Source organism: Brucella sp. 22210 (genome assembly GCF_052045675.1).
Taxonomy (GTDB): domain Bacteria; phylum Pseudomonadota; class Alphaproteobacteria; order Rhizobiales; family Rhizobiaceae; genus Brucella.
This window is the reverse complement of the sequence record NZ_JBQEPD010000023.1, coordinates 25775-52500: the sequence shown is the minus strand read 5'-3', so window position 1 is coordinate 52500 and position 26726 is coordinate 25775. Positions and strand designations below refer to the sequence as shown.

Sequence of the window (26726 nt, the reverse complement as noted above, 5' to 3'; positions counted from 1 at the left end):
TGCGCTGGATGGCGCGCTGGCTCCCATCGCCTGTGCAAGCAAGACCGACTATCACCCTTGCGACGACTGCGATGAAGAAGAATGCGAAGTGCGCCTGATGATGCTGGATGTGCGTGAAGCCATTGCCAATGTGCTGGATCACCGCACGCTTGCCGACAGCAAGGCGCTCGCCTCGCTGTCGGAATAGCATTTTAGTTCAGGCCGCGACCGACCAGTTCGGGAACGGATCGGCCAGCGCCGACCAGCGTTCCGGCGCAAAGGTCTCATCTTCCACCAGACATGTGTCCAGCTCGGCGGTCAACGATTCCTCGCGCATCGGATCGACACCGATGAAGACGATCTCCTGACGGCGATCACCCCAGACCTTGTGGAAGTAAGGCTCCATCGCGCTCGTCCAGCCCGGCTCGGTCGGCCAATAGTTTTTCGGCACCGCCGACCACCAGCGCCCGCGCTTGGTTGTACGCACCAAAGCGCCAGCCTGACTGATCTCGCCGACAAAGTCCGGCTGGGTCGCCAGCCAGAAAAACCCCTTGGCCCGCACCACGCCCGGCCAGCTTTTATCGAGAAAAGACTGGAACTTTGCGGGGTCGAAAGGCCGACGCGCGCGATAGACGAAGGAGCGAACGCCATATTCCTCGCTTTCCGGCACATGGTCGTTGAAGCCGTAAAGCTCCTTGTACCAAAGCGGATGTTCATGCGCCTTGTTGAAGTCGAACAGGCGCGTATCCAATATGGCATCGAGCGGCACCTGCCCGAAATCAACCTCTTCGATACGCGCATCGGGGTTGAGCGAATGAATGACCTTGCGAGCCAGATCGCGTTCTTCGGGCGACGCCGTCGAAACCTTGTTCAGCACCACCACATCGGCAAACTCGATCTGCTCGACCAGAAGATCGACAAGGGTTCGCTCATCTTCATCGCCCAGCGACTCTCCCCGGTCGCGGAGAAAATCGTTCGACGCATAGTCTTTCAGCAGATTGGCCGCATCCACGACCGTCACCATCGTATCGAGCCGCGCCACATCGGCCAGGCTCTTGTCCTGCTCGTCACGAAACTCGAAGGTCGCCGCCACGGGCAGCGGCTCCGAAATGCCTGTCGATTCGATCAGTAGATAATCGAAGCGCCCCTGCTCGGCCAGTTGCGAGACTTCCTTCAGAAGATCGTCGCGCAGCGTGCAGCAGATGCAGCCATTGGTCATTTCCACCAGCTGCTCTTCGGTGCGTGAAAGATTGGCACCCCCTTCGCGCACCAGCGAGGCATCGATATTGATCTCGCTCATATCGTTGACGATAACCGCAACGCGGCGGTTCTCGCGATTGTTGAGCACGTGATTGAGAAGCGTCGTCTTGCCAGCACCGAGGAAGCCGGAGAGGACTGTGACCGGGAGCCGTTTTCTCATAACATCGTCCTTTTAATGTTATATCATTACATATGAAGTGTAAAAAACAGGCGGCAGCGCCGCCATTGACGGATTATCTTGCGCCGGGCCACCCGAGGGATGACCCGGCGCCGTTGCGGTTGCAAACGCTTTAGGAAGGGACAGCAACCGCAGCTATTACGAGGACAGGCAAGTTTTCAGCGAATCCGCCAGATTGTGGATCAGCTGCGGATAGAGATCGGGGCCGTCCTTCAATTCTGCACCGAGCGGATCCAGAACGCCGGTCTTGGCATCCGTTCCATCGATAACCGTATTGACGAGCTTCGGTTCGAACTGCGGTTCGGAGAACACGCAAGCAACCTTGAGCGACTTGATCTTGTCGTGGATCTGCTGGATGCGGGCGGCGCCAGGCGCCTTTTCCGGGCTGACCGTGATGGAACCGGCAGCCTTCACGCCGAAGCGATTTTCAAAATACTGATAGGCATCGTGGAACACGACAAACGGCTTGTCCTTCACCGGCTGCAATTCCGTCGCAATGTCCTTGGTCAGCGCGTCCAGCTTTTCGGCATAGTTCTTTGCGTTCTGCTCATATTGTACGGCATGGGCCGGATCGTTCTCGCTCAGCACCTTGGCAATGTTGGTGACCAGCACCTTGCCGTTTTCCGGATCGAGCCAGAAATGCAGATCATATTCGCCGTGGTGATGGTGGTGCTCATGCGCACCTTCGCCCGCTTCGGCAGCGTGATCGTGACCGGCTTCCGCTTCCTTCTTGTCGCCGTCATCATGCCCATGGGCATGGTCGTGGCCTTCATGGGAGTGCCCCTCGCCCGCTTCCGAATGACCTTCGCCCTCATGGCCATGATCATGCGCCTCGAACGGACCGCCTTCGCGGAATTTCAGCCGGGTCAGCCCTTCCGATTCACCAAGCGCGACAACCTTGGCGCCTTCGCCCAACGTATCAAACGGCTTGTCGAGGAAGGTTTCCATCGACGGGCCAGCCCAGAAGATCACCTTGGCATGTTCGATGGCCTCGGCATCCGAAGGCTTGAGGCTATAGACATGCTCCGAACCCGCACCCTGCACGATCAGTTTCGGCTCGCCAACGCCCTGCATGACGGCAGAAACAAGCGAATGAAGCGGCTTGATCGAAACGACAACGCCGTCTCGTTCTGCGGCAAAGGCGCTGCCGCCCAGACCGGTGAGGAATGCGGAGGCGAGCAGCAGGGAACGCAAATGTTTCATGTTATCTCTCTTGAATGAGCGGGGATGAGCATCATATCTGATGATATGTTATTTTATTACGTCAGTTGCGTTATGCTATAACGTCTGCCATAAGGTTAAGCAACCCTTTTTTGGAGAAATTCACCCCGGCTTTTTTTGGCGATATCGCATTCATCCTGAAATTGCTGTCCTGTGTGACAGCATGGGCGGGTGGATTTCATAATCGGGATATGGCGTGTCACGCCGCCCGAAAAAGACGCTGGGAAAAAGTCCGAATCGGCAGATGATCCGTTAGAACGCGTATCGGTCTGACTGAATGAGATCGATACGAAGATACAGGCAGCGAAAGCCCCGATTGCAATGGTCAGAAAGAATACAATCCCCGCCAGTCAGGCCACCAGTCAGGCGCGGGATACGCTGATTGAACTGAAGAACGCCGGTGTTTATCGCGACGGGCGCTGGCTTGTGCGCAATGTCGATCTAAAGGTCGAGCGCGGCGAGATCGTCACGCTTATCGGGCCGAATGGCGCGGGCAAAAGCACCGCAGCCAAGATGGCGCTGCGCATTCTCAAGCCCGACGAAGGCGAAATCATCCACAAGCCCGGCCTGCGCATTGGCTACGTTCCGCAAAAGATCAATATCGACCGCACCCTGCCGCTTTCCGTGGAACGTCTGCTGACGCTGACCGGCCCCTTGAGCAAACAGGAAATCACCGCGGCGCTTGAAGCGGTCGGCATCCCGCATCTCCTGAAAGCCGAGACGGCTCATCTTTCAGGCGGCGAATTCCAGCGCGCCTTGATGGCGCGTGCGCTGGCGCGAAAGCCGGATATCATGGTGCTGGACGAACCTGTGCAGGGCGTGGATTTTTCCGGCGAGGCCGCTCTTTATGAACTGATTGCGCGGCTCCGTGACGAGACCGGTTGTGGAGTATTGCTGATCTCGCACGATCTGCATCTCGTCATGGCGGCGACCGACCGGGTCATCTGCCTCAACGGTCATGTCTGTTGCAGCGGAACCCCGCGTGACGTGACCGCAAGCCCGGAATATATGCGCCTGTTCGGCAGTCGCGCCGTTGGGCCGCTCGCCGTTTATGAGCATCACCATGATCACACGCATCTGCCGGACGGGCGCGTGCTGCACAGCGACGGTTCGGTGACCGATCATTGCCATGCCGATGACGGCCATCATAACGAGCACGAGCACGAGCACGAGCACGAGCATCACCAACATCATCATGGGGAAGGTGTACACCGTGCTTGACGACTTTTTCACCCGCGCTTTGATTGCCGGTATCGGGCTGGCGCTGACGACCGGGCCTCTCGGCTGCTTCATCGTCTGGCGACGCATGGCCTATTTCGGCGACACCATGGCCCATTCCGCCTTGCTCGGCGTGGCACTGGCGCTCATCTTCGACATCAATCTGATGATCGGCGTCTTCGCTGTGTCGGTTGCGATTTCCGCGATCCTGCTGCTTTTGCAACGCCGCCACACATTGTCGGCGGATTCGCTGCTCGGCATCCTGTCCCATGCCACCCTGTCGCTCGGTCTGGTGATCGTCGCCTTCATGACATGGGTTCGCGTCGATCTTCTTTCCTTCCTGTTCGGCGATCTTCTAGCCGTTTCGCGCATAGATATCGTCTATATCTACGGTGGCGGTGCTTTCGTGCTCGCTGTGCTGGCCTGGTTGTGGCGGCCCATGCTGGCCGCGACTGTTAGCGAAGATATCGCACGGGCCGAAGGCATGAACCCCGCCGTCTCGCGTGTCATCTTCATGCTGCTTCTGGCAATCGTCATTGCCATTGCGATGAAGATCGTCGGCATTCTGCTGATCACGTCGCTGCTGATCATACCGGCTGCGACATCCCGCCGTTTCGCCTCAACGCCTGAGCAAATGGCGGTGCTTTCATCGCTGATCGGCGCGGCAGGCGTTGTCGGCGGGCTTTATGGCTCCATCCATTTCGACACGCCGTCGGGCCCTTCGATCGTGGTCGCGGCGCTTGCCATTTTCATTTTCAGCCTTCTGCCCTTACATAAGAGAGCTGAGGCCACACCGGAACGGACTGCTGAACAATGAGCACGCATCACCACCATCATCACACGCAACAGGATCTGACCCGCAACCAGACACTCGTTTTCGATGTTCTGTCCAAGGCGGAAGGGCCGCTCAGCGCCTATACGATACTCGACCAGCTGCGGGATGACGGCTTTCGCGCGCCGCTTCAGGTCTATCGTGCGCTGGAAAAGCTGCTCGATTACGGGCTTATCCATCGCCTCGAAAGCCTCAATGCTTTCGTGGCCTGCGCGCATCCTCAATGCCATCAGCAGGGTCTCGTCGCCTTTGCGATCTGCGAGAAATGCGGTCAGGTGACGGAATTTTCCGATGCGGCGATTGAAAATCTCGTCAGCGCCTGGAGCCTGCAAAACGGTTTCAAGTCGCGCAAGACGACGCTCGAACTGCGCGGCTTGTGCCAGGCCTGTGGTGATCACTAGGGCCCCCAAGCCTAACAAGAGCCTAACCCATTGGAAGTACCTAATTTTGGAAGTGAAACTTTAAAAGTAACGCTTCGGAAATCGAAATCTGCTAAAAATACCTAGTTCAGGGGATTAGTGGGTAAGATTTTCATATGGCGCGCATGAAGTCGCCGCAGGAGCGGCGCAGGGAAGAAAGACAGAGGACAAGGTTACGTTCGGGGAAACTGATAGACCTGGACGGACAGTTTATCGTTGAGTGCCAGTTCAGCGACTTGTCCCCCCATGGCGCCAAGCTGAGAACCATGGAAACCCCGACCTTGCCCGACAGGTTCTGGCTGTTCGATGACTATTACAAGCGCGCCCTTCTGGCCCGCATCGCCTGGCGCAACGGCCGGGAAATCGGCGTCGAATTGATCACCGATCCGACCGTCACACCGCTGGACAGCGAACGGCTGGCCCAGCTTGGCGGAAAATACTATTCGCTGTGAGCCGCCTGCCCATTGTTGATATTGGCATTGGCCTGCTTTGCGGGCGTCTGGTTGGCCGGGGCTGTCGATGTCGGCTCGCCGCGCATGTTCATGGCGCGGATTTCTTCAGCAGAAATATAGTTGAACTGCTCGACCAGCAGGTCCTTGATCACCGGTTCCGGGAACCGCGCATTCAGGTCTGAGATGATCGAGACACGGACATCCTCGAACTGCACTTTCTCGACCTCTTTCGTATCCGAATAGCTGCCGTAGAACTTGCGGAAAATCTCGTCGCTGATGAACAGCTCCAGCGGCACGCTCAGCTTCTTGCGGATATTCGAATCGACCGTGTAGACGAGCTGAGCCACGACATAGCCCGCGACACCGCCATTGGAGATGATCGGCACGCTCATCACGTCCGTCTTGACGTAATCCACGCCGCCGAAGCCGCCAACAGCAGCCTGCGCCTCACCGGACGATGCCGAGTTCTGACGGGTCGCCATAAACAGCGACCCGAAGGCGACAGCGCAAATCCACAGGCCAATGACGAAAATGCGGATCATCGCGCGTGACCGAGCCTCGCGCTCTGCATGGAATAGGTGCCGTCGGCTTCCTGTGTTTCCAATGCGCCGCGGATCACGTCGGCAAGCTCGCCGACTGCACGCAGATGCAGCTGCAACGCTTCACAGTTCTTCTCAAGCTTCTGCTTCAGACTGTCGAGCAGCGGCTGCAAGCCTTTCAGCGATGCAGGCTCGGCCAGACCGGCAGCCTTCTTGATGGCCTTGTTGAAATCATAGAGACCACGGCTTTTGCGGGAATTGATTTCAGCGAGATCGGGATTGCCACCTTCCATGAGAAGGCGCGTTTCGGTCTCGATGACGTCCTCAAGACGCTGGATGGCACGAACCACCGGCTTCAAAGTCGGGTTCTGCGCCGGTTCCATCGTCAGTTCCGACTTCACCAGATCATGCACCTGTTCGCTCGCCTGGGCGAGAACCAGCGATTCTTCCGGCGGCAGGCTGGTTTCAGAGCTTGTCTCGGTCATTTCAAGGTTCCTCAATTTCGGGGGACGTCGCGTTGCGCTCTGCGGTATTTATCGTTCAGCCGCGCGCGCTATCCGCGTCGTCGTTTTTCTCAAGCTGCTTTTGGATGAGCGTGCGTTCGAACCCGTGTATCAGATCGTTCGAAACCGCATTGTTGCTCATAGTCTCTCCCAGATTGTTGATCACATCTCCTAATGCTGCAGTGGTCGGCGCATCTGCCCGCCCTTTGCGCGCCGCCTGCTCCTCAAGCAGTTTGGCAATGCCGACACCGCCGACATCCGCCATCTTGTTTGCCATGGCTTCCGCCATCATCGACTTCCAGTAATCGCCTGCTATGCCCTTGCCGAAGGTCGCTGTCGTGTCACTGGTAAACATCGACTGGACAAAGGATTGCAGCATGAAGGCCTCGAATTTCCGATAGGCCGGATTGATCGTATTCTGCGCGTCGGGCCGCATCGTCACGCCCGCCGAAAGACTGTCGGAAAAGCTCGCGAAATTATCCCGCGTCAGTCCCGTCACGGAAGACGCCGTCGCCTGCATGGTGCCGGATACCGACTTCAACCGTTCCGCCGCCATGCGATAGGCCTGCGGATCGGCCGCGCGGGCTACATCCATCACCAGATCTGACGGCGGGTTGATCGCCATGCAAGGTTTCCTTCTTCATCCTATGAGTGCACCATAATGGGTCAAACTTGACTGAAACTTGTGGGCGAGTTCAGCGCGGCCCAGACGGCGTTTTCGTGGTTTTCCGGCTAACAAATTCCTCGATCAGACTGGCCAGTTCGTGCCGGTCCAGCTCGCTTTTGGCCTCTTCCAGCCGATCTTCCAGCAATTCAACCCGCCGTTGTTCCTTCAAAAGCGCGCTGCGCTCCGATTCGAGCTTTGATTCGAGCGCCATCGATTCGACTACGTTTGCGCCAAGACGCTTGATGAGCAGTGACGGATCGATATCGAAGACGGCGCCGTCATAGCGCCGGTCCTGCATGGCGATGAGCGCCAGACGCTCCTCTTCCAGCGCAAGCTTGCGCGCATTGGAAACGGCAAGCGCCGATTCGAGCCGGGCGCTGCCGAGCTTCTGCAAATCGATCAGCTTCTTGAGATTGCGTGTGTTGGTCTGGGCCATGGCCACCTCAAAACAAAGCGCGCATTTGCGTAGCCGTTTCGTTCGTAAAGAAGCGCAGGAGTTCCGGCAGGATGAAATAGATCACCAGCAGCCCGCCCCCCAGCACGAAAGGCATCGACACGAAGTAGATCGGGATCGACGGCGTCAGCTTGTTGACCAGACCGATCGCGAAATTGACGAGAATCGCAAAGACGATGAATGGCGCTGCGATTCGCAATGTCGCCATGAATGCCGATGACAGCGCATCGGTAAAATCGATCATCGCCGCATCGGGCCGGAATCGTCCGTCCACCGGAATGGCCGTATAGGAATTCAGCAGTGCGCGCAGAATTTCCAGATGCATGTCGGTGACGAAGAACAACAACAGCGCACTGAATGTCACGATGGTCGCCAGCGTTGCCTGCGGTTCCGATTCGGTAATCGCATCGGCGGGTGAGCCGCTAAAGCCTATGGCCATCGCCATGGTGTTGGCCATGAATTGCAGCGCCCAGAAATAGATATGCGCCAGAATGCCGATCACCGCGCCGACAAACATCTCGCTCGCCATCAGACGAAACAGCGTCCACGGCGCACCGCCATCGACGGCTGTGACAATGCGTGACAACACCAGCGGCAACACTGCGAAGGAGCAAGCCAGCGCGATGAAGAGCCGTACCTGCAAGGGAATACGCGCGCTCGAAATCCCCGGCATCAGCATCAGGCATGCGCCGACCCGGCAGAACGCCAGAACGGCTGCCAGAATGATATCGTTGAGCGGCAGTTGCGCGATCGGCACTCAGGCCCCTTTCCGCGTAAGAATCGAAGAACCTGGACCTATGAAATCGCGCCGAGCGATTTCACCTCCACGCCGCGCGCTATCTCGACATGTGACAGCACCGGCAAGGTTGCGAACAGGCGCTCGATGATCATCCGGATATAGGGCCGCGCTTCTGGCGACGATACGAGGACGAATCGCTCGCCATTGTCGAAATGCTTGCGAATGACTGTCGATGCTTCCGTGCCGAACTGTTCCAGCAGGCGCGGGTCGATATCGAACTCGACGATTTCGCCCTTGGCGTCGCGCTTGAGGCTCTGGTGGAACACCAGATCCCAGCGATTGCCAAGACGCAGCACATTGAGCACGCCATTGTCGGAAAGGTCGCCGCAAATCTGCTGCGCCATGCGCATGCGCACATGTTCGACAATCATTTCCGGACGGCGCACCAGCGGCGCGATTTCCGCAATGGCTTCGAGAATGAGATGCAGGTTGCGGATCGATACCCGCTCGGCCAGCAGAAGCTTCAGCACAGCCTGCAAACCGGAATAGGAAATATGCGCCGGGCTGATATCCTCAACCAGCTTGCGATATTCCGGCCCCAGACGATCCAGCAGAATGCGCATATCCTTGTAGGACAGGAGCTGAGCCAGATTGTTGCGCACGATTTCGCTGAGATGGGTGAGCAGGACGGACAGGTTATCGACCGTCATATAGCCGTCGCGGCGCAAATCCGAAGCGAAGGTTTCCGGCACCGAATAGGCGCGCATGCCGAAGGCCGGCTCGCGCGTTTCCTCGCCGGGGATCGACGGAATCGGACGCTCGCCCAGCACCACCAGAATTTCACCAACGCGCAGTTCATGGCTTGCCACCGACGTGCCGTGAATCTTGATGCGGTAGCTTTTCGGCTGCAGGGCGAGATCGTCGGTCACCTTGATCTCGGGAATGACGAAGCCATATTCCTGCGCGAATTTGCGACGCATCTTGTTGACGCGATGCGCCAGCTCCTGCTGCGACGCCATCAGGCGTGCGGAAAGCTGCTTGCCGAGGCACAGTTCAATCTGGCTGGTTTCCAGCGATGCCTTGACGGAATTGCGCTCCTGATCCTCGGCCTCGCGCTGCTTCTTGCCTGCTTCGGCGGCTTCGGCCTCGCGCTGGCGCGCCTGACGGCGGGGCACGGCAATACCGACAAACGCCATTGCGCCGCCCAACATGAAGAATGGAAATGCTGGAAGGCCCGGCATGATACCGAGAACGAACAGCAGCATGGACGCTACCAGAAGCGCCTTTGGATAAGCGCCAAGCTGGCCGAAAATCGCCTGATCGGCAGAGCCGCGCGTTCCACCCTTCGACACCAGAAGACCGGCGGCGAGCGAAACGATAAGGGCAGGAATCTGCGTGACGAGACCGTCACCGACCGACAGTTTGGTGAAGACGTCGGCTGCATGGGAAATGTTCATGTCATGGCGGGTAACGCCGATGATGATACCGCCGAAGATGTTGACGGCGGTGATGATCAGACCGGCAATGGCGTCGCCACGCACGAATTTCGAGGCACCGTCCATCGAACCGAAGAAGGAGCTTTCTTCTTCCAGTTCGCGGCGGCGGCGTTGCGCTTCCTTCTCATCGATCAGGCCCGACGAAAGATCGGCATCGATGGCCATCTGCTTGCCGGGAATGGCGTCGAGGGTAAAGCGTGCGCCCACTTCTGCGATACGCGTCGCACCCTTGGTGATGACGAGGAAGTTGACGATGATCAGGATACAGAAAACGACGAGACCGATGACAAAATCGCCGCCCATCACGAATTGCGAGAAGCCGTGAATCACGTGACCCGCAGCGAGATAGCCTTCATTGCCGTGGGTGAGAATCACACGCGTCGTCGCAATATTGAGCGAGAGGCGCATCATGGTCGCGATCAGCAGGACGGTTGGAAAGGCCGAGAAATCAAGCGGCCGCTGAATCCACAGCGCCACCATCAGGATAAGCACCGAGAAAGCGATGGAAAAAGCCAGACCGATATCCAGCACCATGGCCGGAACGGGCAGGAAAAGCACCGTCAGGATGATGATGATGCCTGCCGCCAGGCCCATATCGCTGCCGGTCAGAAATCCGCTTTTTATGAAGGGTTTAGCCGCTGCCTGCTGCACGTCCGTCTCCTGTTACGAAGCGGACCTTAGCTTGCGAAGCTTGCGCGAGGATTTTGTGATCTCTTTGGCTTTGTCGCATTGTCCTACGCATCGGAACGGGATCAGAAATCAGTCCAGTGGACTGATTTCTCCGCATAGGCGCTTCGCGCGTTTGCTGGAAATGCTTTAGAAGCCCTTTTCGATGCGCGAATAAACGAGCAGCGTGAAGGAATTGATCTGCGCGCCAACAAAAGGTGCGGTTACGGCCAGTACGATGAAGATGACGACGATCTTCGGAACGAACGTCAGGGTCATTTCCTGCACCTGCGTCAGTGCCTGAAACAGCGCGATGCCGATGCCGATAAGCATGGCGGCAAGGACCGCCGGGCCGCTGGCCATCAGCACGGTCCAAACCGCCGAGTTGACGATATCCAGCGCATCAGCTTCGTTCACCGGGATCGCCCTTAGCTGACCTTGACGCCTTGACCGATGGTGACGGTCTGCCCGTCTTCCAGCTCGGCGAGCATGCCGGACTGCTGGATCGTGACCGATTTCACCACGCCGGAAATCGTGCCATCGGCACTGGTCACCGTGCGACCGATCCAGCCTTCCGCCTGCGACAACGACGAGTTGGCGATCAGCGTTTCCAGCTTGGTGTTCATCTGCACGGACTGCTCGACGCCGGAAAAGGTCGCGAGCTGCGAAACATATTGCGTCGCGTCCATCGGCTGCGTCGGATCCTGATTCTTCATCTGGGCGACCAGCAGTTTCAAAAACGAGTTGTAATCGACGTCCGCCTTCGCTGCCGAGCTGGAGCTTGACGAATTATTGGTGGTGGTCGTCGTATTGGTAACCGCTGTTGTCGTGGTCATAGACCTGTCTCCCTGACCTGATCCGGATTCTTGGCTCGCGGCATGACGCTCTGTTCCGGCATCAGCTCCGCCTCGCGCGGATATTGCGCGCGGATCGTTTTCAATGCCTCGAAAACGCGCCCGTTATGCACCAGCTCGTCGACGATCTTCAGCGCATTCAGGATTTCCGGATCGGAAAATGCCTTGAACATGCCTTTCAGCATTTGCCCAAAGGTCTGGCGCGCCTGCTCGCGCAAGGAAGGCTCGATGAGCATCATCTGCGCCGCGAAATAAAGCTGGCGCAGCGGTGACGTCGTCTGGTCCGGCTGGAGCACATGGTTTTCCAGAAGGAACGTCGCATCGTTGAGCAGTTCCAGCGATACCTTGCGGTCAGCCTTCAGCACTGCGCCGTTGATGTAAATTTTCTCGCCCGCCCGAAGCGACAGGCGGATTGCCGATTTACCGTTGACCGCCATTTCAAAGACCGTCCCGGATCGACCGCGTAATATCGATCAGCGTATCGTAATCATTGCTCTCGCCCTGGCGAATGCGTTCCAGCTCCTTGAGCACGAAAATGCCGATGGAGATGATTGCCGCTTTCAGCTCTTTTGGCAGCGCATTCTCCTCCGAACCCAGATCGTCGATGATCGTGGTCCAGAGCCGCATCGTGAAATAGCCGGCATCAATGCCTTCACGCGAACCGGCGCCATTGACCTTGGCAGCCGCGAGCATGTCTATCGAACGGTCGAAAAGCATCCGTTCGCGGTCCTTGGCGCTCGCCATATCGTCATTCATGACATCTTCGTAGCGCAACTGATACATGTCGTCTCCGCTTTTGGGCATCATCGGTGCGGGTCGCCTCATGCTACCGCCGTTATGATGTTGCCCGCTTTATTTCAAATAGTTGAGCAGGCTCATGCTCTGGAGCTGAACCGTCAGCTGATAGGAGGTTTCAATCTGCGTCTTCAGATCGTTGACGCGGGTCGCCGCCTCATAAGGATCGACTTCCTCAAGATTGAGAACCGAGTCGTTCAGGATTTTCTGCTGCGCGGTGATGCGCGTCACTGCCTGCGAGGTGCGCGACTGCGCAAGGCCAAGCGTCGTCTGCGACGCCGTCACCTCGGTCACGGCCTGCGTGGTCGTCTGCATCGCCTCGGAGGTCAGCGCCTGAAACGCCGAATTGTTCAGTCCGATATTGGCGAACTCCGCGATCATCGCAAAAGACATGATCGCCTTGCGGAAACCATTGGCATTGGCGCTGATCGAGGTATCAGCCGTTTCGGTCGGTGAAATACGGCTCTTGATGGCCGTATCCGATGCGTCGGACCAGTTGGCGTCCCAATTTGCATCGTTGAACTGGTCGGCATAATCGCCCTGGAGAAATGTAGTCATTTCGTCAGCGGTGATATTGGCGACCTGAGGATCGTCCACGGTGAAGCCGAAATGTGCTGCAAAAGCATCGCGGATCGCCGTCTGCACGGTGCCGCCGTCGGTATAGTCGGCAACCGGCTTCACATCCGTATTGACGCCGGAGAAGATATATTCGCCGTTATAGCTGGTGTTGAGCAGGCCCGTAACGCTGTTCAGCGCGGCGCGTGCAGTTTCGGCAATCGTCTGGCCGCTTTCACTGGAATTGCTCACGCCAGTCAGACTGGCGAGAAAATCCTGCGTCGTTTCAATGACGGAACTGGTCGCGGTCTGCGTCGTCGTCATCCGCTGCTGCACAAGATTGTTCATGTCCAGCAAAACGCTCAGCCGGTCATATTCCTTGCGCAAGGAAACGCTCTGGCCGGACTTCGTGCCAAGTGCCAGCCCGACATCGAAGACGGTTCCCGTCGTCGCTTCCTGCTGGGCCTTGACCAGATCGGCCTTGCTCTTGCTGACAAGCGCCCGAAGGGCGGAAGCTGTACCATAGTTGGAAACTGATTGCGCTTTCATGAGCCTCACACCGCCGCGAGCAAATCGTCGAGCATCGAATTGACCGTCGTCAGCACGCGGCTCGATGCCTGATAGGAATGTTCCAGATCGAGAAGCAGCGCCATTTCGGTATCGATATTGACACCGTTGGCGTTGGACATGGCCTGATCGGCCTGGGTTGCTACCGTCTGGTTGTAGGTATAATCGCTATTGGCCGTCTTGCGCTTGCCTTCAAGCCAGCTGACCGAGGATGAACCATAGTCGATCAGGCTCGAATTGGCCTTGAGCCCGGCCGAAGCGTCGAAGCTGAACGGCGTCGAAAACGCTTCGTTGAGCGCGAGCAGACGGTCGTTGAAACCGGCGGCATTGTCCGAATTATAGACATAGTCGGCGCCATTTGCGCCGCCGTCACGCAGATAGCTCGGGCTGCCGCCTTCCGATGACACGAAGGCCGACGATACCTTGATCGTCCCTGCAATCCCCGACGTCAGGCTTGCGCCCGGCACGGCTGGCGAACCCGACCAGCTGAAGAGACCCGTCTTGTCCGCGCCGCCATTACCGGACTGATCCGATTCGGAAAACATCGAAACGAGGCCGCGCGCAATCTCATCGAGCTGCATCTGATATTGCGGCGCAATCTGGTCGCGCAACTGCAGAAGCCCGCTGAGACGGCCCGTGCCATAAGGCTGGTCGAACGTATCGTGGCTGAGCGGCACGCCATCCACCAGCACGGCATTGCCAGCAGTACCGGCAGTCAGGCTGCCCGATGGCGCAAAGGTCACGGCGCGTGCGGTGGTTTCAAACAGCGTCACGCCATTATCGGCGAAGATCACCATGTTGTTGTCGCCGCGCGTCATGGTGGTGATGCCGAGTTCACTCGAAATCTGCTTCAGAAGCGCGTCGCGCTGATCCAGCGCGTCCGACACGTCGCGACAGGCGCGCGTGCCGCTGACGACGTCCTTGTTGACCTGTTCGAACTTGGACAGAAGATCGTTGATATTGGCGACCGAGACAGCGATTTCGCTATCGGCATCCTCGCGTAGCGCCTGCACCTGCTTGGTGCCGTCGTTCAGCGCATTGGCAAGCGCCTGCGCCGTGGACACGACGCTGTCGCCGAGCGACGAATTGGCCGGCGAGGCCGAATAGGTCTGGAGAGCATCGCGCAGATCGCCCATCAAAGCCGATGGCGAACCAGAGTAATTGTCTGCGGAATAAATCGACGAAAGGCGGTCGAGACCGCTTGCGAGAGCCGAAGAGGAGGCCGCCGTGCTGTTGGACTGGATGTAGCGATTGAACAGCGCCTCATCGGCCGAGCGGGTGACATTCACATAAAGCGAGCCATAAGGCCCAGAAACGAGGGAGGCAGTGCGCCGCGAATAGTCGGGATCGTTCACGCCTGCAATATTGCGCGAAACGACCGAGGTCTGCTTGGACGTCGCCGCAAGCGAGCTTTTGGCCGTCGATAGAGCAGAACTGAGTGACATCCTTTTCCCCTCATAAACAAAACAGAGCGTTTGCGGGAAGGTTAGGCTTCCCGCAAACGCTTAACTTATCTCTTCAGATTGACCAGAACGTCCATCAGTTCTGAGCCGGTCTGGAAGACTTTCGAATTGGCCGTATAGCTGCGCTGGGCTTCGATCATATCGGTCAGCTCCTGCGCGATATCGGCGTTTGATTCCTCAAGCGAGCCGGACATGATCTTGCCCATGCCATCGCTCTGCGGATAACCGACGGTGACCGCGCCCGATGCAGCGCTTGGCGAAAACACGTTGCCGCTTACCACCGTCATGCGGTCAGGGCTGGCCACGGTTGCCAGCGGCAAACGGTAGAGCACCTGCTGCGAACCGTTTTCGTAAATCGCGACAACCGAACCATCCGCGCCCACATCGACACTTTGCAGCGACGACGGCGCCTGGCCGTTGATGGTGGCCTGCGAAATCGTGTAGCTGCCTGTACGCGCCGTCGATGCGCCGAGATTGAGGTCCAGCGTGCCGCCATTGTAGCCGGTCAGGTCGACAGAAACGTTACCGCCGGAAACCACCGCACCCGTTACCGGATCGAAGGTCAGCGTGCCGGTGCCGATTTCGACATTGTCGGCAGCGTTCTTGACCGAAACCGACCAGGTATCATCCGCATTCTTGGTGAAATAGACGTCGAGCTTAACCGCCTCACCCGCATTGTTGTAGGAGATCAGCGAGGTCTTGTGGTTATAGTCACCCGCAGTCGCAGGCGGCGTATCGGTTGTCGGCAGATTGACCGTGAACGTGCCCGCCGTGCTGCCGATAGCCGTCAGATCAGGCGCATTGACATTGACGATCGAAAGGCCGTTCAGGTCCGGCGCAACGCTGCCGTCAGCCGAACCAAGCAGGTAATAGCCAGCCGTATTGACCAGATTGCCATCCTTGTCGGGCACGAACGATCCCGCGCGCGTCAGATAGGTCGCGCCATCCGCGCCCTGCACGAGGAAATAGCCGTTGCCGTCAATGGCAAGGTCGGTCGTCGACGATGTGGAGCGGATGCCGCCCTGATCCGAAATACCGTAACGCACCGAGGTCAGCACGCTGCCGGAATTGTACTGGCCGCCACTGCTCGGCAGAACAAGCGACGAAAACTGCGTTTCAGCGCGCTTGTACCCGATCGTGCTCGCATTCGCGATATTGTCCGCGACAGCCGAGAGACGGTTTGCCTGAGCATTCATGCCCGAAACACCCGTCCGCATCATACCGTAGAGACTCATTGCCAGCTCCTGACATTTCTAGCCGAGAATTTTAGAACTTGTTACGATTCTAACGTGCCATGCTTGCGTGAAGCTGTAGCGTCGCGAGATTTTGCCTTTTTACCGGGGCACGGGCGCAGCTTTTGAAAGACCGGAATCCGGCTCTGAACTGCGCTGAGACACTGACTGGGAACTGGGAACTCAGAACCTGAAACAAGCAAACCATTCAAAGAACGAATGGGGCACTACTCGATGCTGATGCAGTAGCCGAGGAAGCGCTTGGAATCGATGGGGTCGAAGCCAAGCTGCTCGCGCAACTTCTTGCGCAGCTTGCTGATGTGGCTTTCCACGACGTTCTCTTCGACTTCGCTATCGAAAATGCCGTAGATCGCGCCGAAAATCTGCGCCTTGTTGATACGGCGACCGCGATTGGCAATTAGATATTCCAGAATGCGGCGCTCACGGCGCGGCAGCGGAAAATCAACGCCGTTGATCTGCGGATCACGCCCATCGGAGAAAACGCGGATGGGGCCGAGATCGGTGCCGGCCTCTGCAACGCTCTGCGAACCAGCCGCGCGGCGGCGGATCGCATTGATGCGGGCGAGGATCTCGCGAACGTGGATGGGCTTGCGCACAACATCGTCAACCCCGGATTGAAAAAGCTCCAGCGTATGCTCGAGCGAGGGACGGTCGTTGAGCGCAATGACGGGGGCCTTGCAGCGTTCACGAATTCGGGCGGGAAGACGATGCTGGGTTGCGCATTCGCCAATGAGGAACGCTTCGACGGCCATAATATCCTGCCGCGGAACGGTCTCTACCCATTCGTCGAAATCTGCCGGTGTGAAGCCCGTCGTCGTGATGCCTTCACGGCCAAACCATGAGGCATAGCCTTCAGTGACAATATCTCTGTCATCCACGACGACAATCATCGGCCCGCCTTCCGAATCAATATGTTAGCCCAAGCAAGACAGAGGTAACTGGCGGAGTGACTCGGCGACAATGGCAAGAAATTGCCCGCAATAAATTGTGAGGCATTTTAGCATTATCTAATTTAAGGGGAATCGTGCAGATTGCATTGCACATGGGAAGAATAGCGGGCCGACCCTTAACGAGACGTTAACGGCTCACGATGTTTTACGATTCATTACAAGGGCTTAATTATTGCTAACCTAAATTAGTCTGCAATCCGAAAGACAATCACTGATTGTGCAGCCTCGAACGGCGTGTATGGAGCGCCGCTCTACAACCGTTAAAATTTTAGTGATATTGCGAGGACAGGTTTCAGACGCCGCAAAATATTTTTGCGTCTGGCGTCCAGTTTCCGAAGCCGGTCGCGACCATATTGGCCATCACCCGGCAGACATATCGCTTCTGTGCCGGGTTGTTGTTCGGGCCTGCATGGTAGCGTGCGACGGCCATCGTCCAGTTGCCTTCGCGGGTGCGAAGCTGCTTTAGAAAGCGGGCCGCGTAATCGACATTAAGGCTCGGTATCAGCATGGACGCGACCGACGGAAATTCCTGCCCGTGATAGTAGTAGTTGATCTGCATGCAACCAAGGTCAATCAGCTTTGCGCCCCCGGCACGCACCTCGGTAAAGCGCTTCAGGGCCGCCCCTTGCGACGGGAGAAATTCTGCCCGGCCCTCGATATTCATCGCATAAGGTTGCAATGAATTCTTGCGTCCGGTTTCGGTCAGCCCGACAGCGTAGAGGATGCCGAGCGGCACATCATAACGCGCGGAAGCACGATGCATTTCGCGCTCGCAGACATTTTCGGCTGCAGCGATGCTGGTGCTACACAACCAGACCGCGACTGCGGCCAGCAGTGCCTGCAACAGTGTCACGCGCCGCAGTTTCGGAACCTGTCTGCTTGCCGGACCGGTCTTGTCCCGTTTGGCTGGAATCGCCATTCTGCCTGCCCTCGCCGCTTGCAAACTGTGCCTGTGCCTGAGATTGCGCGCCATTGCGGCCATCGAAGCCGCCCTGCATGTTGAAAGCCTGTTGCTGGCCGGATGATTGCTGCTGGGCGCCCGCCTGTTGCTGGCCAGCATTCTGGCTTGCAGCGACGTGCTGTACAGCGCTTGGCGCGCTGCGATCGGCAACGGTTACAGTAATGCGGGCATCGTCGCCAATACCTGCACTTTTCAGCGCCTTTTCGATCACCGAGCGGTCAGCGGAAAGCGCCTCGGCGGCTTGCGCCTTGTCCGCTACAAGATGCACTTCCACACCATCCGGCACCACGCGGATGCGCGCCGTCACCTGCCCCAGATCGACCGGATCGAGCCGGATTTGCAGGGTCTTCACCGAGCCAAAACTACGCTCTGAAACCACCTGCACATCTGCCACCCGCACAGCCTGCTGGGTGGCCGCCGCCGCCTTCCCTTCCACTGGCACGGCGGACTTGCTGGCGGTCTGCTGCGGCTGGAAGACACCGCGATCAGCGGCACCGGAATTAGCCGGCTGACTACCGGCTGGCTTGTCGCCTTTCAGGAGATCGGCAAGATCCGCTTCGGGCTTCTCCGCGGCTGTGTCCTGTTGCGTGGCAGTTGCCTCGCTGGATGCGGCCTGAGCGGATTTGGAAGACGGCTTTGTGTTTGCAGCAGGCGCGAGATTTTGGGTTGCTTCACTCTTTCGCTTCACGTTGATGGCGGTGTCTGCACCGACCTGCGCTTCCTTGCCTTCGATGGCGTCTGCATCCTCGCCTTCAGCTTGTGCAAGCGCAGCCTTTCCGGTCTTTTTCGCCAGATTTTCTGTGGCGGAAATGTGGCTTTCGCTGCTCAAATTAGGCAAATTTGCAGCCAAAGAAAGGACATTCTGTGACACAACCCAGGATGAAGCTTGCGTTGACGCGTCCGATTTCTGCTCGTCCTTCTCATCGGCCTGCACGGTTTCCGCATCTTCACCCTTGGCGACCGGCTTGCCATGCGGCTTTTCCAGAAGCGCGCCGAACAGCTGCGACGGGTCGGAATTTTCCTGCCCATCCACTGCCGCCTTGCCTTGTCCGTTGGCCTGCTGTGGCGCCAGACTGCGGGTCGGCGAAGCGATCCGCCCGGCCTGACCGAGCAAAATATCCACGCTCATCGAATGGTCTCCCCTAGCAAAGCGTCGATCTCGGCAAGCTTGCGCCGGGCATCGTCCATGGTCTTCTGCAAATCGTCTGTGGGCTGCGCCGGTGTCGGCTTCCAACCCGCAACCGGCGACGAAACCTGTGCCGCCACAGGTGTAGCAACGGGCGTCGCGACAGGGGCTGTGACGGGCGCATCCGCTACCGCCATGGCTGGTATCTTACGGTCATCCACAGCGGGTTCGGGCGCTGCTTTTGCAGGCGGCAGGGCGTCCGGCGCGCGGGTCACGACCGAACCAACGGTCTCGGCAGCCTTCAACAGCTTGCGGTCAGGCTCCTGCAAACGATCAGGCGAAATCTGCGACAGTTCACGCAAGGCACTTCCCGCCGAATCGGAAGCGACACCGCTCGCCGCCGCATAAAGATTGGCGCGTGTCGGATCGGCCTTCAGCCGGTCGGCGAGCTTGCGCGCCTCGGCAGACATGAAACGCGCGCGCTCGGTCTGGCCGTCCACCAGAGCGCCGCGCGCGATCTGGAGATAGAGCGAATATTGCATCACCGGATCGGCGGCAGCGATCAGCTTCACCAGTTCGGCATTGCCGATACGGTCATTGAGCTTGAGCGCCGCGCTGACAAATTGTCCCATGAAATCACGCATATAGGGTGAGCGGGGAAAGCGCTGAAGATAGTTGCGCGCCAGCATTCTGATCTTTTCGGCATCGCCAAGCTTGGCAGCAATCGGCATTGAACGACGGATCGCCGCTTCCTCGAACAGCGTGCCCGGCGCTTCGAGCCGCACTTGATCCAGCCGCAGCAGCGCCGTGGCCGGATCGAAGGCGGTCATCTGGCTGGCAGTCACGAGCACGATAGAAGCCTTCAGCTCGGAAGGCACATCCGGTGACAGCGGAACGGAGAACAGCTTCACGACTTCGATCATCTGCCCGGAGGCATAGGCCAAAGCGCCTTTGATCAGTTCCTGCGGCACCACATCTGTGTTGAGATCGGCCAGAACCTTGCGCACCGCGTCGGGATTACCGCCATTGAAGAGGTAGATAATCGCCGCATAGATGTTTTCGGGATTGTCCCAGGCTTCCTTCGGCGCGCGGGCCATGTCAGCGCTGATAAAAGCCAGAAGCTTGTTCAGCATGACCACGGCTTCCGGCTTTCCGGCTACCACCTGATCCTGCAACATGCGCAGCGAACGCACGAGCTTGTAAGGCTCCAGCACCGGCAAGGTAGCGCCCGTGCTGCCGCCCTGTTGCGCCTGCGCATAGACATGCATCGACGTTCCCGCCAGAGGCAGGCTCACAGTCAAAGCAAACATCAGGGAGCGCTGAACGAGCCGCTTCATGGGGCAGACTTGAGGAAAATATCGATGCGGCGGTTCTCTGCCGCATTCGGATCATTGGCGATTTTTGGCTGGCGATCAGCATAGCCTTCGACGCGCAGCACGCGTTTTTCATCCAGCCCGCCGCGAACCAGCATGTAATAGGCCATCTGCGCACGCGCCGAAGACAGACGCCAGTTGTCATAGCTTGCGCTCTTGAACGGGCGCGAATCGGTGTGACCACTGATGATGACTTCTCCCGGCTGACGGGAAATCACCTGCGCTATGCGTTCCAGCATCTGGACCACGCGCGCATCGGGCTTTGCAGAGCCGATGGTGAACATGCCATAATCGATCTTGTCGGTGAGCTGGATCATCACACCGCCATCGACCGGCACAACCGTCACATCCGGCATGGGTTCAGCCTTGCTGCCCTGCTTGGCCGCAGTGGACTTTTCGCCTTCCGCAGCCTTTTTCAGTTCCGCGATGAGCTGATCCTGATCTTTTGCAGGCGCTTCGGCAGGCTTTGCAGCCTCTTCCGGCTTTGCCTCCGCCGTTTCCGGCTTGGGCGGCGTAGAGGGAGCGGCATTTGGAGGCGTCAGCTCGTCGGCAGCCTTGCTCGACCAGTAATCCGGGCTGAACGGATCGCGATAGGCATCGCCGCCATCGGCACCGGTGGCCGGGCCGGATTGCGATGTGCCGCCGTCACCCTTGGCAGACTGATTCTGCAACACGCCGGTTTCATGCGCCAGTTCCGACAAAACCGCATAAGGCTCGCGGAAAAGCTGACGCTCCTCCTGCTCGCTTGGTGGCTGCACCTTGGTGTCGTTGATGACCTTGGTGCTATCATCGACCTTCTGGTCACTGTCAAAGCGAACCTTGCCGTCTTTCTCGTCAATGTCCTGCACGCCTTTCGGGCTGGACTGCCGGTCCATCAACTTGACGGGATTGAAATAGCTGGCGACAGCCGCCTTGGTTTCCTCATTGGCGGCATTGATCAGCCACATGACGAGGAAGAACGCCATCATGGCGGTCATAAAGTCAGCATAGGCGATTTTCCACACGCCGCCATGGTGGCCGTCATGGTCGTCATGCCCGCCACGGCGAACAATGATGATTTCGCGCTTGGTTTCGGGATCGATGCTCATTGGACCGCAGCCTTCAATTCTTCAAGAAGCGGCGCGATGCGCGTTTCCAGCACCCGTTCGCCAAAGGAAAAGGACAGTTCATCCGATGCGTTTTCAGAAAACCGGCAGCCGGATGGCAGCAGGGCCGCATGATCACGCAGCGGGGCCAGCAGCCTTGCCGGACCGGAGATTTCCGGTGCTTCACCTTCCAGCGCCAGCGCGGCAATACGATGGGCAAATTCCAAAACTGCGTCGTGCTCAAGCTTTCCGACGAGAAGCGGTGCCAGAATCTCGGCAATCTGGGCGGAACAGTTCTGTTCCAGCGCGGTCAGCGCTTCCGTCAGGCTGCGCGCCAGCAACAACGCCTGTTCACGCGAGAAAGCGGCGCGAAGATTTTCGATTTCGGTCTCATGCTCGCGAAGCAACCGGGCTTTCTCGGCTTCGTAAAGCGCTTCGGCGTGCCTGTGCCCTTCCTCGCGGCCAAGCGTTTGGCCCTGCACGTGACCGGTCTCGAAGGCCGTGCGTTTTTCTTCCTCGACCGCGATAATCGCCGCCACTTCCGCCTGTTGGACTGCATCCAGCTTGTCGGCGAAATGGGGAGCCTTGGTCTCCTTTGCCCGTTCGGCTGAACGCGCACGCTGGACCGGCTCCTGCTTCAATGGCTGCGGCTGCACCGGGGCGGCAATGATCTCCACCGCCTCATCGGCAATGCGATGGGTCGAAAAATCAGGAAGATAACGGCTGAGAGGGAGCGCGCTCATTATCAGGCAGCCTCAAGCTCCGGTGCGTTGACCCGTTCGGCAGGGACAGGCTGCTTGGCAGCATTTCCGCCGATCCACTGCTTGAGAACGGCAGCAACGCGTTCTTCATCCATCTCGATCATCTGCTCCAGACGAAGCTTGGCAGGCATACGCATACGCTGGCGCAGATCGCTGAGACTGGTCTTCATCTGATCGGCATAGGCTTCCGGTCCGCCAATGACAGCCTGATGGCCTTCGGTGCCTGCCTGTGTCCCGACGAAATTCGGCGTTGCGATTTCACTAGCTTCGCGGATGGCGACTTCCGTGCCCGCCGGCTTGGCCGTCTGGTCACGCAACAGCGGACGCAGACCAAACCAGATCAGCAGACCGACGGCGGCGAGGATGGCCAGCGCGTTGACGTAGCTTCCGCTCTGGCGCAGCAGCGTATCGGTCCATGGCGCCGAAACCGGCTCCATATCGGCGCCTGCCGGGTCAAGGAAGTTGACGGCTGTTACGTTGATGACATCGCCGCGGTCTGCATTGAGACCGGCAGCGGTAGCAACGAGATCGCGAATCTTGGTGATCTGCTGATCGACGAAATTGGCAGGTGGCGGCGTGGTTCCGGCGGTTTGCAGCAGGCGGGCCTGGTCGATGACAACGGCAATCGACAGGCGCTTGACGGAATAGCCGTCGCTGACGGTCGCAATCGTCTTGCTGTTCATTTCGTAATTGGTCAGTTCCTCACGGCGGTCGGTCTTTTCCGACGAGGTCTCACCATTGCGGTTCTGAATTTCTTCCTGCGGAATGTTCTGTTCCACACCGGTCGCATTGTTATCGCGATTGTTGCGGGAATCGCCACTTTCACGCACCACGCGGACCGAACGTTCGACACGCGATTCGGGATCGAAGGTCGTTTCGTTGATCTGGCGACGGTCGGTATTGAGCGTTGCCTGCACGCTGGTCTGGAAATGGCCGAGACCGAGGTAAGGTGCCAGCGCCTTGCGGATGCTGTCATCAACATTACCGGCAACCTGCTGTTCCAGCGATGCGGTCAGGAGGGCAGCACCATTGGCGGCCTCGCCTGCAGAGGCCAGCAGACGGCCATTGGTATCAAGAACGGTGACGGACGATGCGTCGAGCGACGGCACGGCGGCGGCAACGAGCTGGCGAATCGACTGCGCCGATTCGGCTGCAAAGCCGCCTTCCGCGCGGATGACCACCGAAGCAGACGGCTTCTGGTCGCCACGACGGAACGAGCCCTTTTCAGCCAGAACGATGTGCACGCGGGCGGCCTTCACGCCGCGAATCGCCTGAATGGTGCGGGCGATTTCGCCTTCCAGCGCGCGAACACGGGTGATTTCCTGCATGAAGGAGGTGAGGCCCAGCGAGCCCATATTGTCGAAAAGCTCATAACCGGCATTGTTCGAGGTGGGCAGGCCCTTTTCGGCCAGATACATGCGCGCGGTTTCGGCCTTGCCGATCGGCACCAGAATGGATGAACCATCCGACTTCACATCGAAGGGAATGCCGGCTTCGCCGAGCGCCAGGCCCATGCGGTTCACGTCATCGCGCGACAGACCGACATAGAGCGTCTCATAGGATGGACGGCTGAGATAGAAGCTCGTGTAGAGGATCGCACCCATCAGGGCGGCACCCACAAGCCCGAGCGCAACAAGCTTGCGCACGCCAAGCTTGCCAAGCGTTCCCCTGAGTTGTTCGATCAATTGCTGGAAATTCTGCTGCATCGACACCACCGCCATCATGATGGATGCAAACTAGACCGCGAAGCTTGCGCGAAAGTGGCGGCTGATAAAGCAGGTGATTTCTAGAGCGAGAAGGCCCAACAACGAAATGGGGCGCGGAATAAATCCCGCGCTCCTTTTCCGCCCAAAGACATCCGGTCCGATCAGGTCGGTCCGGATGCGAACCCCTGATTTGCCTGAGAACTCGCAGGAGCCAGCGAACCGGCTCCTTTGCTGTCTACTCAGTTATCGATTAGCCGCGGAACAGCGACAGGATCGACTGGCTCGACGAGTTAGCGATCGAGAGAGCCTGGATGCCGAGCTGCTGCTGGGTCTGCAGAGCCGAAAGGCGAGCAGATTCAGCGTTCATGTCAGCGTCGACGAGCTGGCCAACGCCCTTTTCAACCGAGTCCGACAGCTTCGAAATGAAGCTCGTCTGGGTTTCGATGCGCGACTTTGCAGCACCGAGGGACGCTGCACCGGTGGTGAGCTTGCCCAGCGCGGTTTCAACGGATTCCAGAGCGGTCTTGATCGCAGCCGAATCCAGAGCGGTCGTGCCGGTCGTGTCGAAGAAGGTCGAAGCAAGGAGACCGCCGACGATGCCGCCGGTGCCAGCCGTGTCGAGAACCTGAACGTCAGCAGCAGCAACATCAACAGTGTCGATGGTTACGTCAGTGCCAACGCGGTTGTACGAAGCGACAACCTTCAGGTCTTCCGTAGCAGCGCCGTCGTTTACCAGCAGGTTAGCACCAGCGTAGTTAGCGTTGGTTGCAGACGACTTGATCTGGCCCTGAATAGCCATGATTTCAGTCGAAATTTTCTGCTGATCTTCCAGGCTTGCGCCCTGCGCGCTGATCAGGAGGGTCTTCATCTTGTCGACCTGGTCCTTGATGTCGTTGATCGCGGTGTAAGCCGTGTCAACCTTACCAGCGCCGAGGCCGAGAGCGTCCTGAACAGCCGAGTTGGCCTTGTTGTCGGACTTCATCGACGTTGCGATGGACCAGTACGAAGCATTGTCCGAAGCTTCGCCGATGCGCAGACCGGTCGAAATGCGGTTCTGCGTGGTTTCCAGAGCCTTGTTGGTCGAAGCCAGAGTCTGGAGAGCGGTCAGAGCCGACGAATTTGTAAGAATGCTAGCCATTGTTTTGCCCCTTGGGAAAAATCAAACTGAGGGACAGGCCGGACTTGAGGGATACCGGCATAGTGGAGCGGCATCATGCCTGTCTCCGCTAAGACGCGGAAACCCACCATGTGCCGAGACTTAAGACCCAAACATTAAAGAAATACTAATTTATTCGGTCGAATTTTAACGAACACTCAGATTCTGATGCCGAATTTTGCCGGGCGCTTTCGCAACTGTACCAAATCGGGTCAGGAGAACGAGCGAATCAGGCTTCCGACCAGAATATTCCAGCCGTCGATCAGCACGAAGAACAGAATCTTGAACGGCAGCGAAATTACCGTTGGCGGCAGCATCATCATGCCCATGGACATGGTGAGCGTCGCCACGACGAGATCGATCACCAGAAACGGCAGCACGATCAGGAAGCCGATTTCAAAGCCGCGGCGCAATTCCGAAATCATGAAGGCCGGAACCAGCACGCGGAAATCCACGATGCCGTCCTCTCCAGTGCGGAAAGATGGGTCGGCAAGGTCTTCAAACAGGCGCAGATCCTTGTCGCGCACCTGACCCATCATGAATTCGCGAAATGGCTGCGAAATCTCGGTCAAGGCGGCCTGTTGCGTTATCTCGTTACGCATCAGGGGCTGCACGCCATTGTTCCAGGCGCGATCAAATGCGGGCGCCATGACATAGAACGTCATGAACAGGGCAAGCGAGATCATCACCATGCTGGCAGGCGCGGTCTGAAGACCGAGGCCAGAACGCAGAAGCGAGAAGGCGATGGCGAAGCGCGTGAAGCTCGTCACCATGATCAAAATGCCCGGCGCGATGGACAGCACCGTCAGCAGCCCGAAGAGCTGGACGATCTGCCCGCTGGCCGCGCCGCTGCCTGCGGGCAGCAGATTTTCCAGCGTCAGCGCGGGCTGGGCCTGCTGCGCATGGGCAGCAACAGTGAATGCAAGCGTCAGGAGAACGCTGAGACCAAGGAGTTTTTTCATTCTACGACCAGTGCCGAAATAAAGACCCGGTCCACCGCGCCTTCCGAGCGCAGGCGGGCGCGTTCTTCGAGATCGGCGCGCAGATAGGCAAGTCCTGCCGCGCCTTGCAATTGCATGAGATTGACGCTGCGCAGAAAGCTCAGGAAATCATCGCCAACATTGGCAGCCATGGCCGCCGGTATTTCATGGCCTGGCTTGGCAACCAGAGACGCCTCCAGCCGTACCCAGGTGTTCTGCGGAATGCCCAGATTGGTGACAATAGGCTTCAACGGTACGACTGCGCCGATGGAGCGCGATTCGAAATCGCCCGGCTTTGGCTTGTCTTCCTTGCCCGTCGTCTTGGCGGTTGCCTGCTGGTCGGCGGAAATCATCCCGCCCAGATACCAGCCGCCGCCGGCAGCGATAGCGGTGAGAGCAACGACAGCCGCCAGCAGCCCCATCATGGAGCCCTTTGCCTTGCCGTCATTCTTGTCCAGTGCCGTGTCGCTCATCGATGCTCAACTTTGAAGCACATCCCGAAAACTGGGATGTGCATA

The 26726-nt window shown here is 58.3% G+C and carries 30 protein-coding genes (1 of these 30 cut by a window edge); 5 read left to right on the top strand and 25 right to left on the bottom strand.

Annotation, left to right across the window (positions count from 1 at the left end):
* Positions 1 to 187, top strand: partial view of an RrF2 family transcriptional regulator gene (locus tag ACTJKP_RS20885; RefSeq protein ID WP_440632010.1) — the 3' portion only. It extends 239 nt beyond the left edge of the window; the window shows 187 of its 426 coding nt (coding positions 240-426); its start codon lies beyond the left edge, outside the window; the stop codon is at positions 185 to 187.
* 9 nt (positions 188 to 196) lie between these two features.
* On the opposite strand, the gene zigA is transcribed toward ACTJKP_RS20885, so the two are convergent.
* Together zigA and znuA are read right to left on the bottom strand one after the other, a co-directional pair.
* Entirely contained in the window at positions 197 to 1399 is a 1203-nt protein-coding gene (gene zigA, locus ACTJKP_RS20880) for a zinc metallochaperone GTPase ZigA (protein WP_440632009.1), read from the bottom strand.
* 156 nt (positions 1400 to 1555) lie between these two features.
* Entirely contained in the window at positions 1556 to 2620 is a 1065-nt protein-coding gene (znuA, locus tag ACTJKP_RS20875) for a zinc ABC transporter substrate-binding protein ZnuA (protein ID WP_440632008.1), read from the bottom strand.
* 339 nt (positions 2621 to 2959) lie between these two features.
* Here znuA and ACTJKP_RS20870 point away from each other — a divergent pair, with 339 nt between their 5' ends.
* From ACTJKP_RS20870 to ACTJKP_RS20855, 4 genes are all read left to right on the top strand, one after another.
* Entirely contained in the window at positions 2960 to 3859 is a 900-nt protein-coding gene (locus tag ACTJKP_RS20870) for an ATP-binding cassette domain-containing protein (RefSeq protein ID WP_440632007.1), read from the top strand.
* A complete protein-coding gene (gene znuB / locus ACTJKP_RS20865) occupies positions 3834 to 4673 on the top strand; it encodes a zinc ABC transporter permease subunit ZnuB (protein ID WP_078340888.1) in 840 nt (279 codons plus the stop codon). The genes ACTJKP_RS20870 and znuB overlap by 26 nt, the downstream gene beginning before the upstream one ends.
* A complete protein-coding gene (locus tag ACTJKP_RS20860) occupies positions 4670 to 5089 on the top strand; it encodes a Fur family transcriptional regulator (protein ID WP_078340887.1) in 420 nt (139 codons plus the stop codon). The genes znuB and ACTJKP_RS20860 overlap by 4 nt, the downstream gene beginning before the upstream one ends.
* Positions 5090 to 5223: 134 nt before the next feature.
* Positions 5224 to 5559 carry a PilZ domain-containing protein gene (locus ACTJKP_RS20855; protein WP_078340886.1) on the top strand — a complete coding sequence of 112 codons (336 nt, stop codon included), beginning with the start codon at positions 5224 to 5226 and terminating at the stop codon, positions 5557 to 5559.
* Here ACTJKP_RS20855 and ACTJKP_RS20850 read toward each other — a convergent pair.
* From ACTJKP_RS20850 to ACTJKP_RS20740, 23 genes are all read right to left on the bottom strand, one after another.
* Positions 5547 to 6101: a hypothetical protein gene (locus tag ACTJKP_RS20850; protein ID WP_440632006.1), complete on the bottom strand. Its 555-nt coding sequence runs from the start codon at positions 6099 to 6101 to the stop codon at positions 5547 to 5549. The two genes, ACTJKP_RS20855 and ACTJKP_RS20850, sit on opposite strands and share 13 nt — an antisense overlap.
* Positions 6098 to 6481 (bottom strand): flagellar protein FlgN, encoded by a 384-nt coding sequence (locus ACTJKP_RS20845; protein ID WP_440632013.1) that lies wholly within the window; start codon positions 6479 to 6481, stop codon positions 6098 to 6100. Before ACTJKP_RS20845 ends, ACTJKP_RS20850 begins: the two co-directional genes overlap by 4 nt.
* Positions 6482 to 6638: 157 nt before the next feature.
* Complete coding sequence (locus tag ACTJKP_RS20840) at positions 6639 to 7226, bottom strand: rod-binding protein (RefSeq protein WP_078340883.1); 588 nt, start codon at positions 7224 to 7226, stop codon at positions 6639 to 6641.
* 70 nt (positions 7227 to 7296) lie between these two features.
* Positions 7297 to 7704, bottom strand: coding sequence for a hypothetical protein (locus ACTJKP_RS20835; RefSeq protein WP_440632005.1), 408 nt, complete (start codon positions 7702 to 7704; stop codon positions 7297 to 7299).
* Positions 7705 to 7711: 7 nt separating this feature from the next.
* Entirely contained in the window at positions 7712 to 8479 is a 768-nt protein-coding gene (gene fliR, locus ACTJKP_RS20830) for a flagellar biosynthetic protein FliR (RefSeq protein ID WP_078340881.1), read from the bottom strand.
* A gap of 38 nt (positions 8480 to 8517) precedes the next feature.
* Positions 8518 to 10608 carry a flagellar biosynthesis protein FlhA gene (gene flhA / locus ACTJKP_RS20825; RefSeq protein ID WP_078340880.1) on the bottom strand — a complete coding sequence of 697 codons (2091 nt, stop codon included), beginning with the start codon at positions 10606 to 10608 and terminating at the stop codon, positions 8518 to 8520.
* A 165-nt stretch (positions 10609 to 10773) separates the two neighbouring features.
* Positions 10774 to 11040 (bottom strand): flagellar biosynthesis protein FliQ, encoded by a 267-nt coding sequence (gene fliQ / locus ACTJKP_RS20820; protein ID WP_078340878.1) that lies wholly within the window; start codon positions 11038 to 11040, stop codon positions 10774 to 10776.
* 11 nt (positions 11041 to 11051) lie between these two features.
* Complete coding sequence (gene flgD / locus ACTJKP_RS20815; protein ID WP_138787304.1) at positions 11052 to 11459, bottom strand: flagellar hook assembly protein FlgD; 408 nt, start codon at positions 11457 to 11459, stop codon at positions 11052 to 11054.
* Entirely contained in the window at positions 11456 to 11914 is a 459-nt protein-coding gene (gene flbT / locus ACTJKP_RS20810; protein WP_138787303.1) for a flagellar biosynthesis repressor FlbT, read from the bottom strand. The genes flgD and flbT overlap by 4 nt, the downstream gene beginning before the upstream one ends.
* 1 nt (position 11915) lies before the next feature.
* Positions 11916 to 12260 carry a flagellar biosynthesis regulator FlaF gene (gene flaF, locus ACTJKP_RS20805; RefSeq protein WP_078340875.1) on the bottom strand — a complete coding sequence of 115 codons (345 nt, stop codon included), beginning with the start codon at positions 12258 to 12260 and terminating at the stop codon, positions 11916 to 11918.
* 69 nt (positions 12261 to 12329) lie between these two features.
* Positions 12330 to 13376, bottom strand: coding sequence for a flagellar hook-associated family protein (locus ACTJKP_RS20800; protein ID WP_440632004.1), 1047 nt, complete (start codon positions 13374 to 13376; stop codon positions 12330 to 12332).
* Between the two features lie 5 nt (positions 13377 to 13381).
* Positions 13382 to 14839, bottom strand: coding sequence for a flagellar hook-associated protein FlgK (flgK, locus tag ACTJKP_RS20795; RefSeq protein WP_440632003.1), 1458 nt, complete (start codon positions 14837 to 14839; stop codon positions 13382 to 13384).
* Positions 14840 to 14904: 65 nt separating this feature from the next.
* Positions 14905 to 16092, bottom strand: coding sequence for a flagellar hook protein FlgE (locus ACTJKP_RS20790; protein WP_078340872.1), 1188 nt, complete (start codon positions 16090 to 16092; stop codon positions 14905 to 14907).
* A 224-nt stretch (positions 16093 to 16316) separates the two neighbouring features.
* Entirely contained in the window at positions 16317 to 17000 is a 684-nt protein-coding gene (ftcR, locus tag ACTJKP_RS20785) for a flagellar transcriptional regulator FtcR (RefSeq protein ID WP_078340871.1), read from the bottom strand.
* A 352-nt stretch (positions 17001 to 17352) separates the two neighbouring features.
* Positions 17353 to 17979 (bottom strand): transglycosylase SLT domain-containing protein, encoded by a 627-nt coding sequence (locus tag ACTJKP_RS20780; RefSeq protein ID WP_151592234.1) that lies wholly within the window; start codon positions 17977 to 17979, stop codon positions 17353 to 17355.
* Positions 17864 to 19150, bottom strand: coding sequence for a flagellar hook-length control protein FliK (fliK, locus tag ACTJKP_RS20775; protein WP_440632002.1), 1287 nt, complete (start codon positions 19148 to 19150; stop codon positions 17864 to 17866). The genes ACTJKP_RS20780 and fliK overlap by 116 nt, the downstream gene beginning before the upstream one ends.
* A complete protein-coding gene (locus ACTJKP_RS20770) occupies positions 19147 to 20484 on the bottom strand; it encodes a chemotaxis protein (RefSeq protein ID WP_440632001.1) in 1338 nt (445 codons plus the stop codon). The genes fliK and ACTJKP_RS20770 overlap by 4 nt, the downstream gene beginning before the upstream one ends.
* The gene (locus ACTJKP_RS20765) at positions 20481 to 21608 is read right to left on the bottom strand and encodes a flagellar motor protein MotB (protein ID WP_440632000.1); all 1128 of its coding nucleotides are present in this window, start codon (positions 21606 to 21608) and stop codon (positions 20481 to 20483) included. Before ACTJKP_RS20765 ends, ACTJKP_RS20770 begins: the two co-directional genes overlap by 4 nt.
* Positions 21605 to 22348 (bottom strand): hypothetical protein, encoded by a 744-nt coding sequence (locus ACTJKP_RS20760; RefSeq protein ID WP_440631999.1) that lies wholly within the window; start codon positions 22346 to 22348, stop codon positions 21605 to 21607. Before ACTJKP_RS20760 ends, ACTJKP_RS20765 begins: the two co-directional genes overlap by 4 nt.
* Before the next feature lie 2 nt (positions 22349 to 22350).
* Positions 22351 to 24087 carry a flagellar basal-body MS-ring/collar protein FliF gene (gene fliF / locus ACTJKP_RS20755; RefSeq protein WP_440632012.1) on the bottom strand — a complete coding sequence of 579 codons (1737 nt, stop codon included), beginning with the start codon at positions 24085 to 24087 and terminating at the stop codon, positions 22351 to 22353.
* Between the two features lie 235 nt (positions 24088 to 24322).
* Positions 24323 to 25210: a flagellin N-terminal helical domain-containing protein gene (locus ACTJKP_RS20750; RefSeq protein ID WP_440631998.1), complete on the bottom strand. Its 888-nt coding sequence runs from the start codon at positions 25208 to 25210 to the stop codon at positions 24323 to 24325.
* A gap of 230 nt (positions 25211 to 25440) precedes the next feature.
* On the bottom strand, positions 25441 to 26190 hold the full coding sequence (fliP, locus tag ACTJKP_RS20745; RefSeq protein WP_440631997.1) for a flagellar type III secretion system pore protein FliP: 750 nt from the start codon (positions 26188 to 26190) through the stop codon (positions 25441 to 25443).
* The gene (locus ACTJKP_RS20740) at positions 26187 to 26681 is read right to left on the bottom strand and encodes a flagellar basal body-associated FliL family protein (protein WP_078340865.1); all 495 of its coding nucleotides are present in this window, start codon (positions 26679 to 26681) and stop codon (positions 26187 to 26189) included. Before ACTJKP_RS20740 ends, fliP begins: the two co-directional genes overlap by 4 nt.
* Positions 26682 to 26726 lie beyond the last annotated feature (45 nt).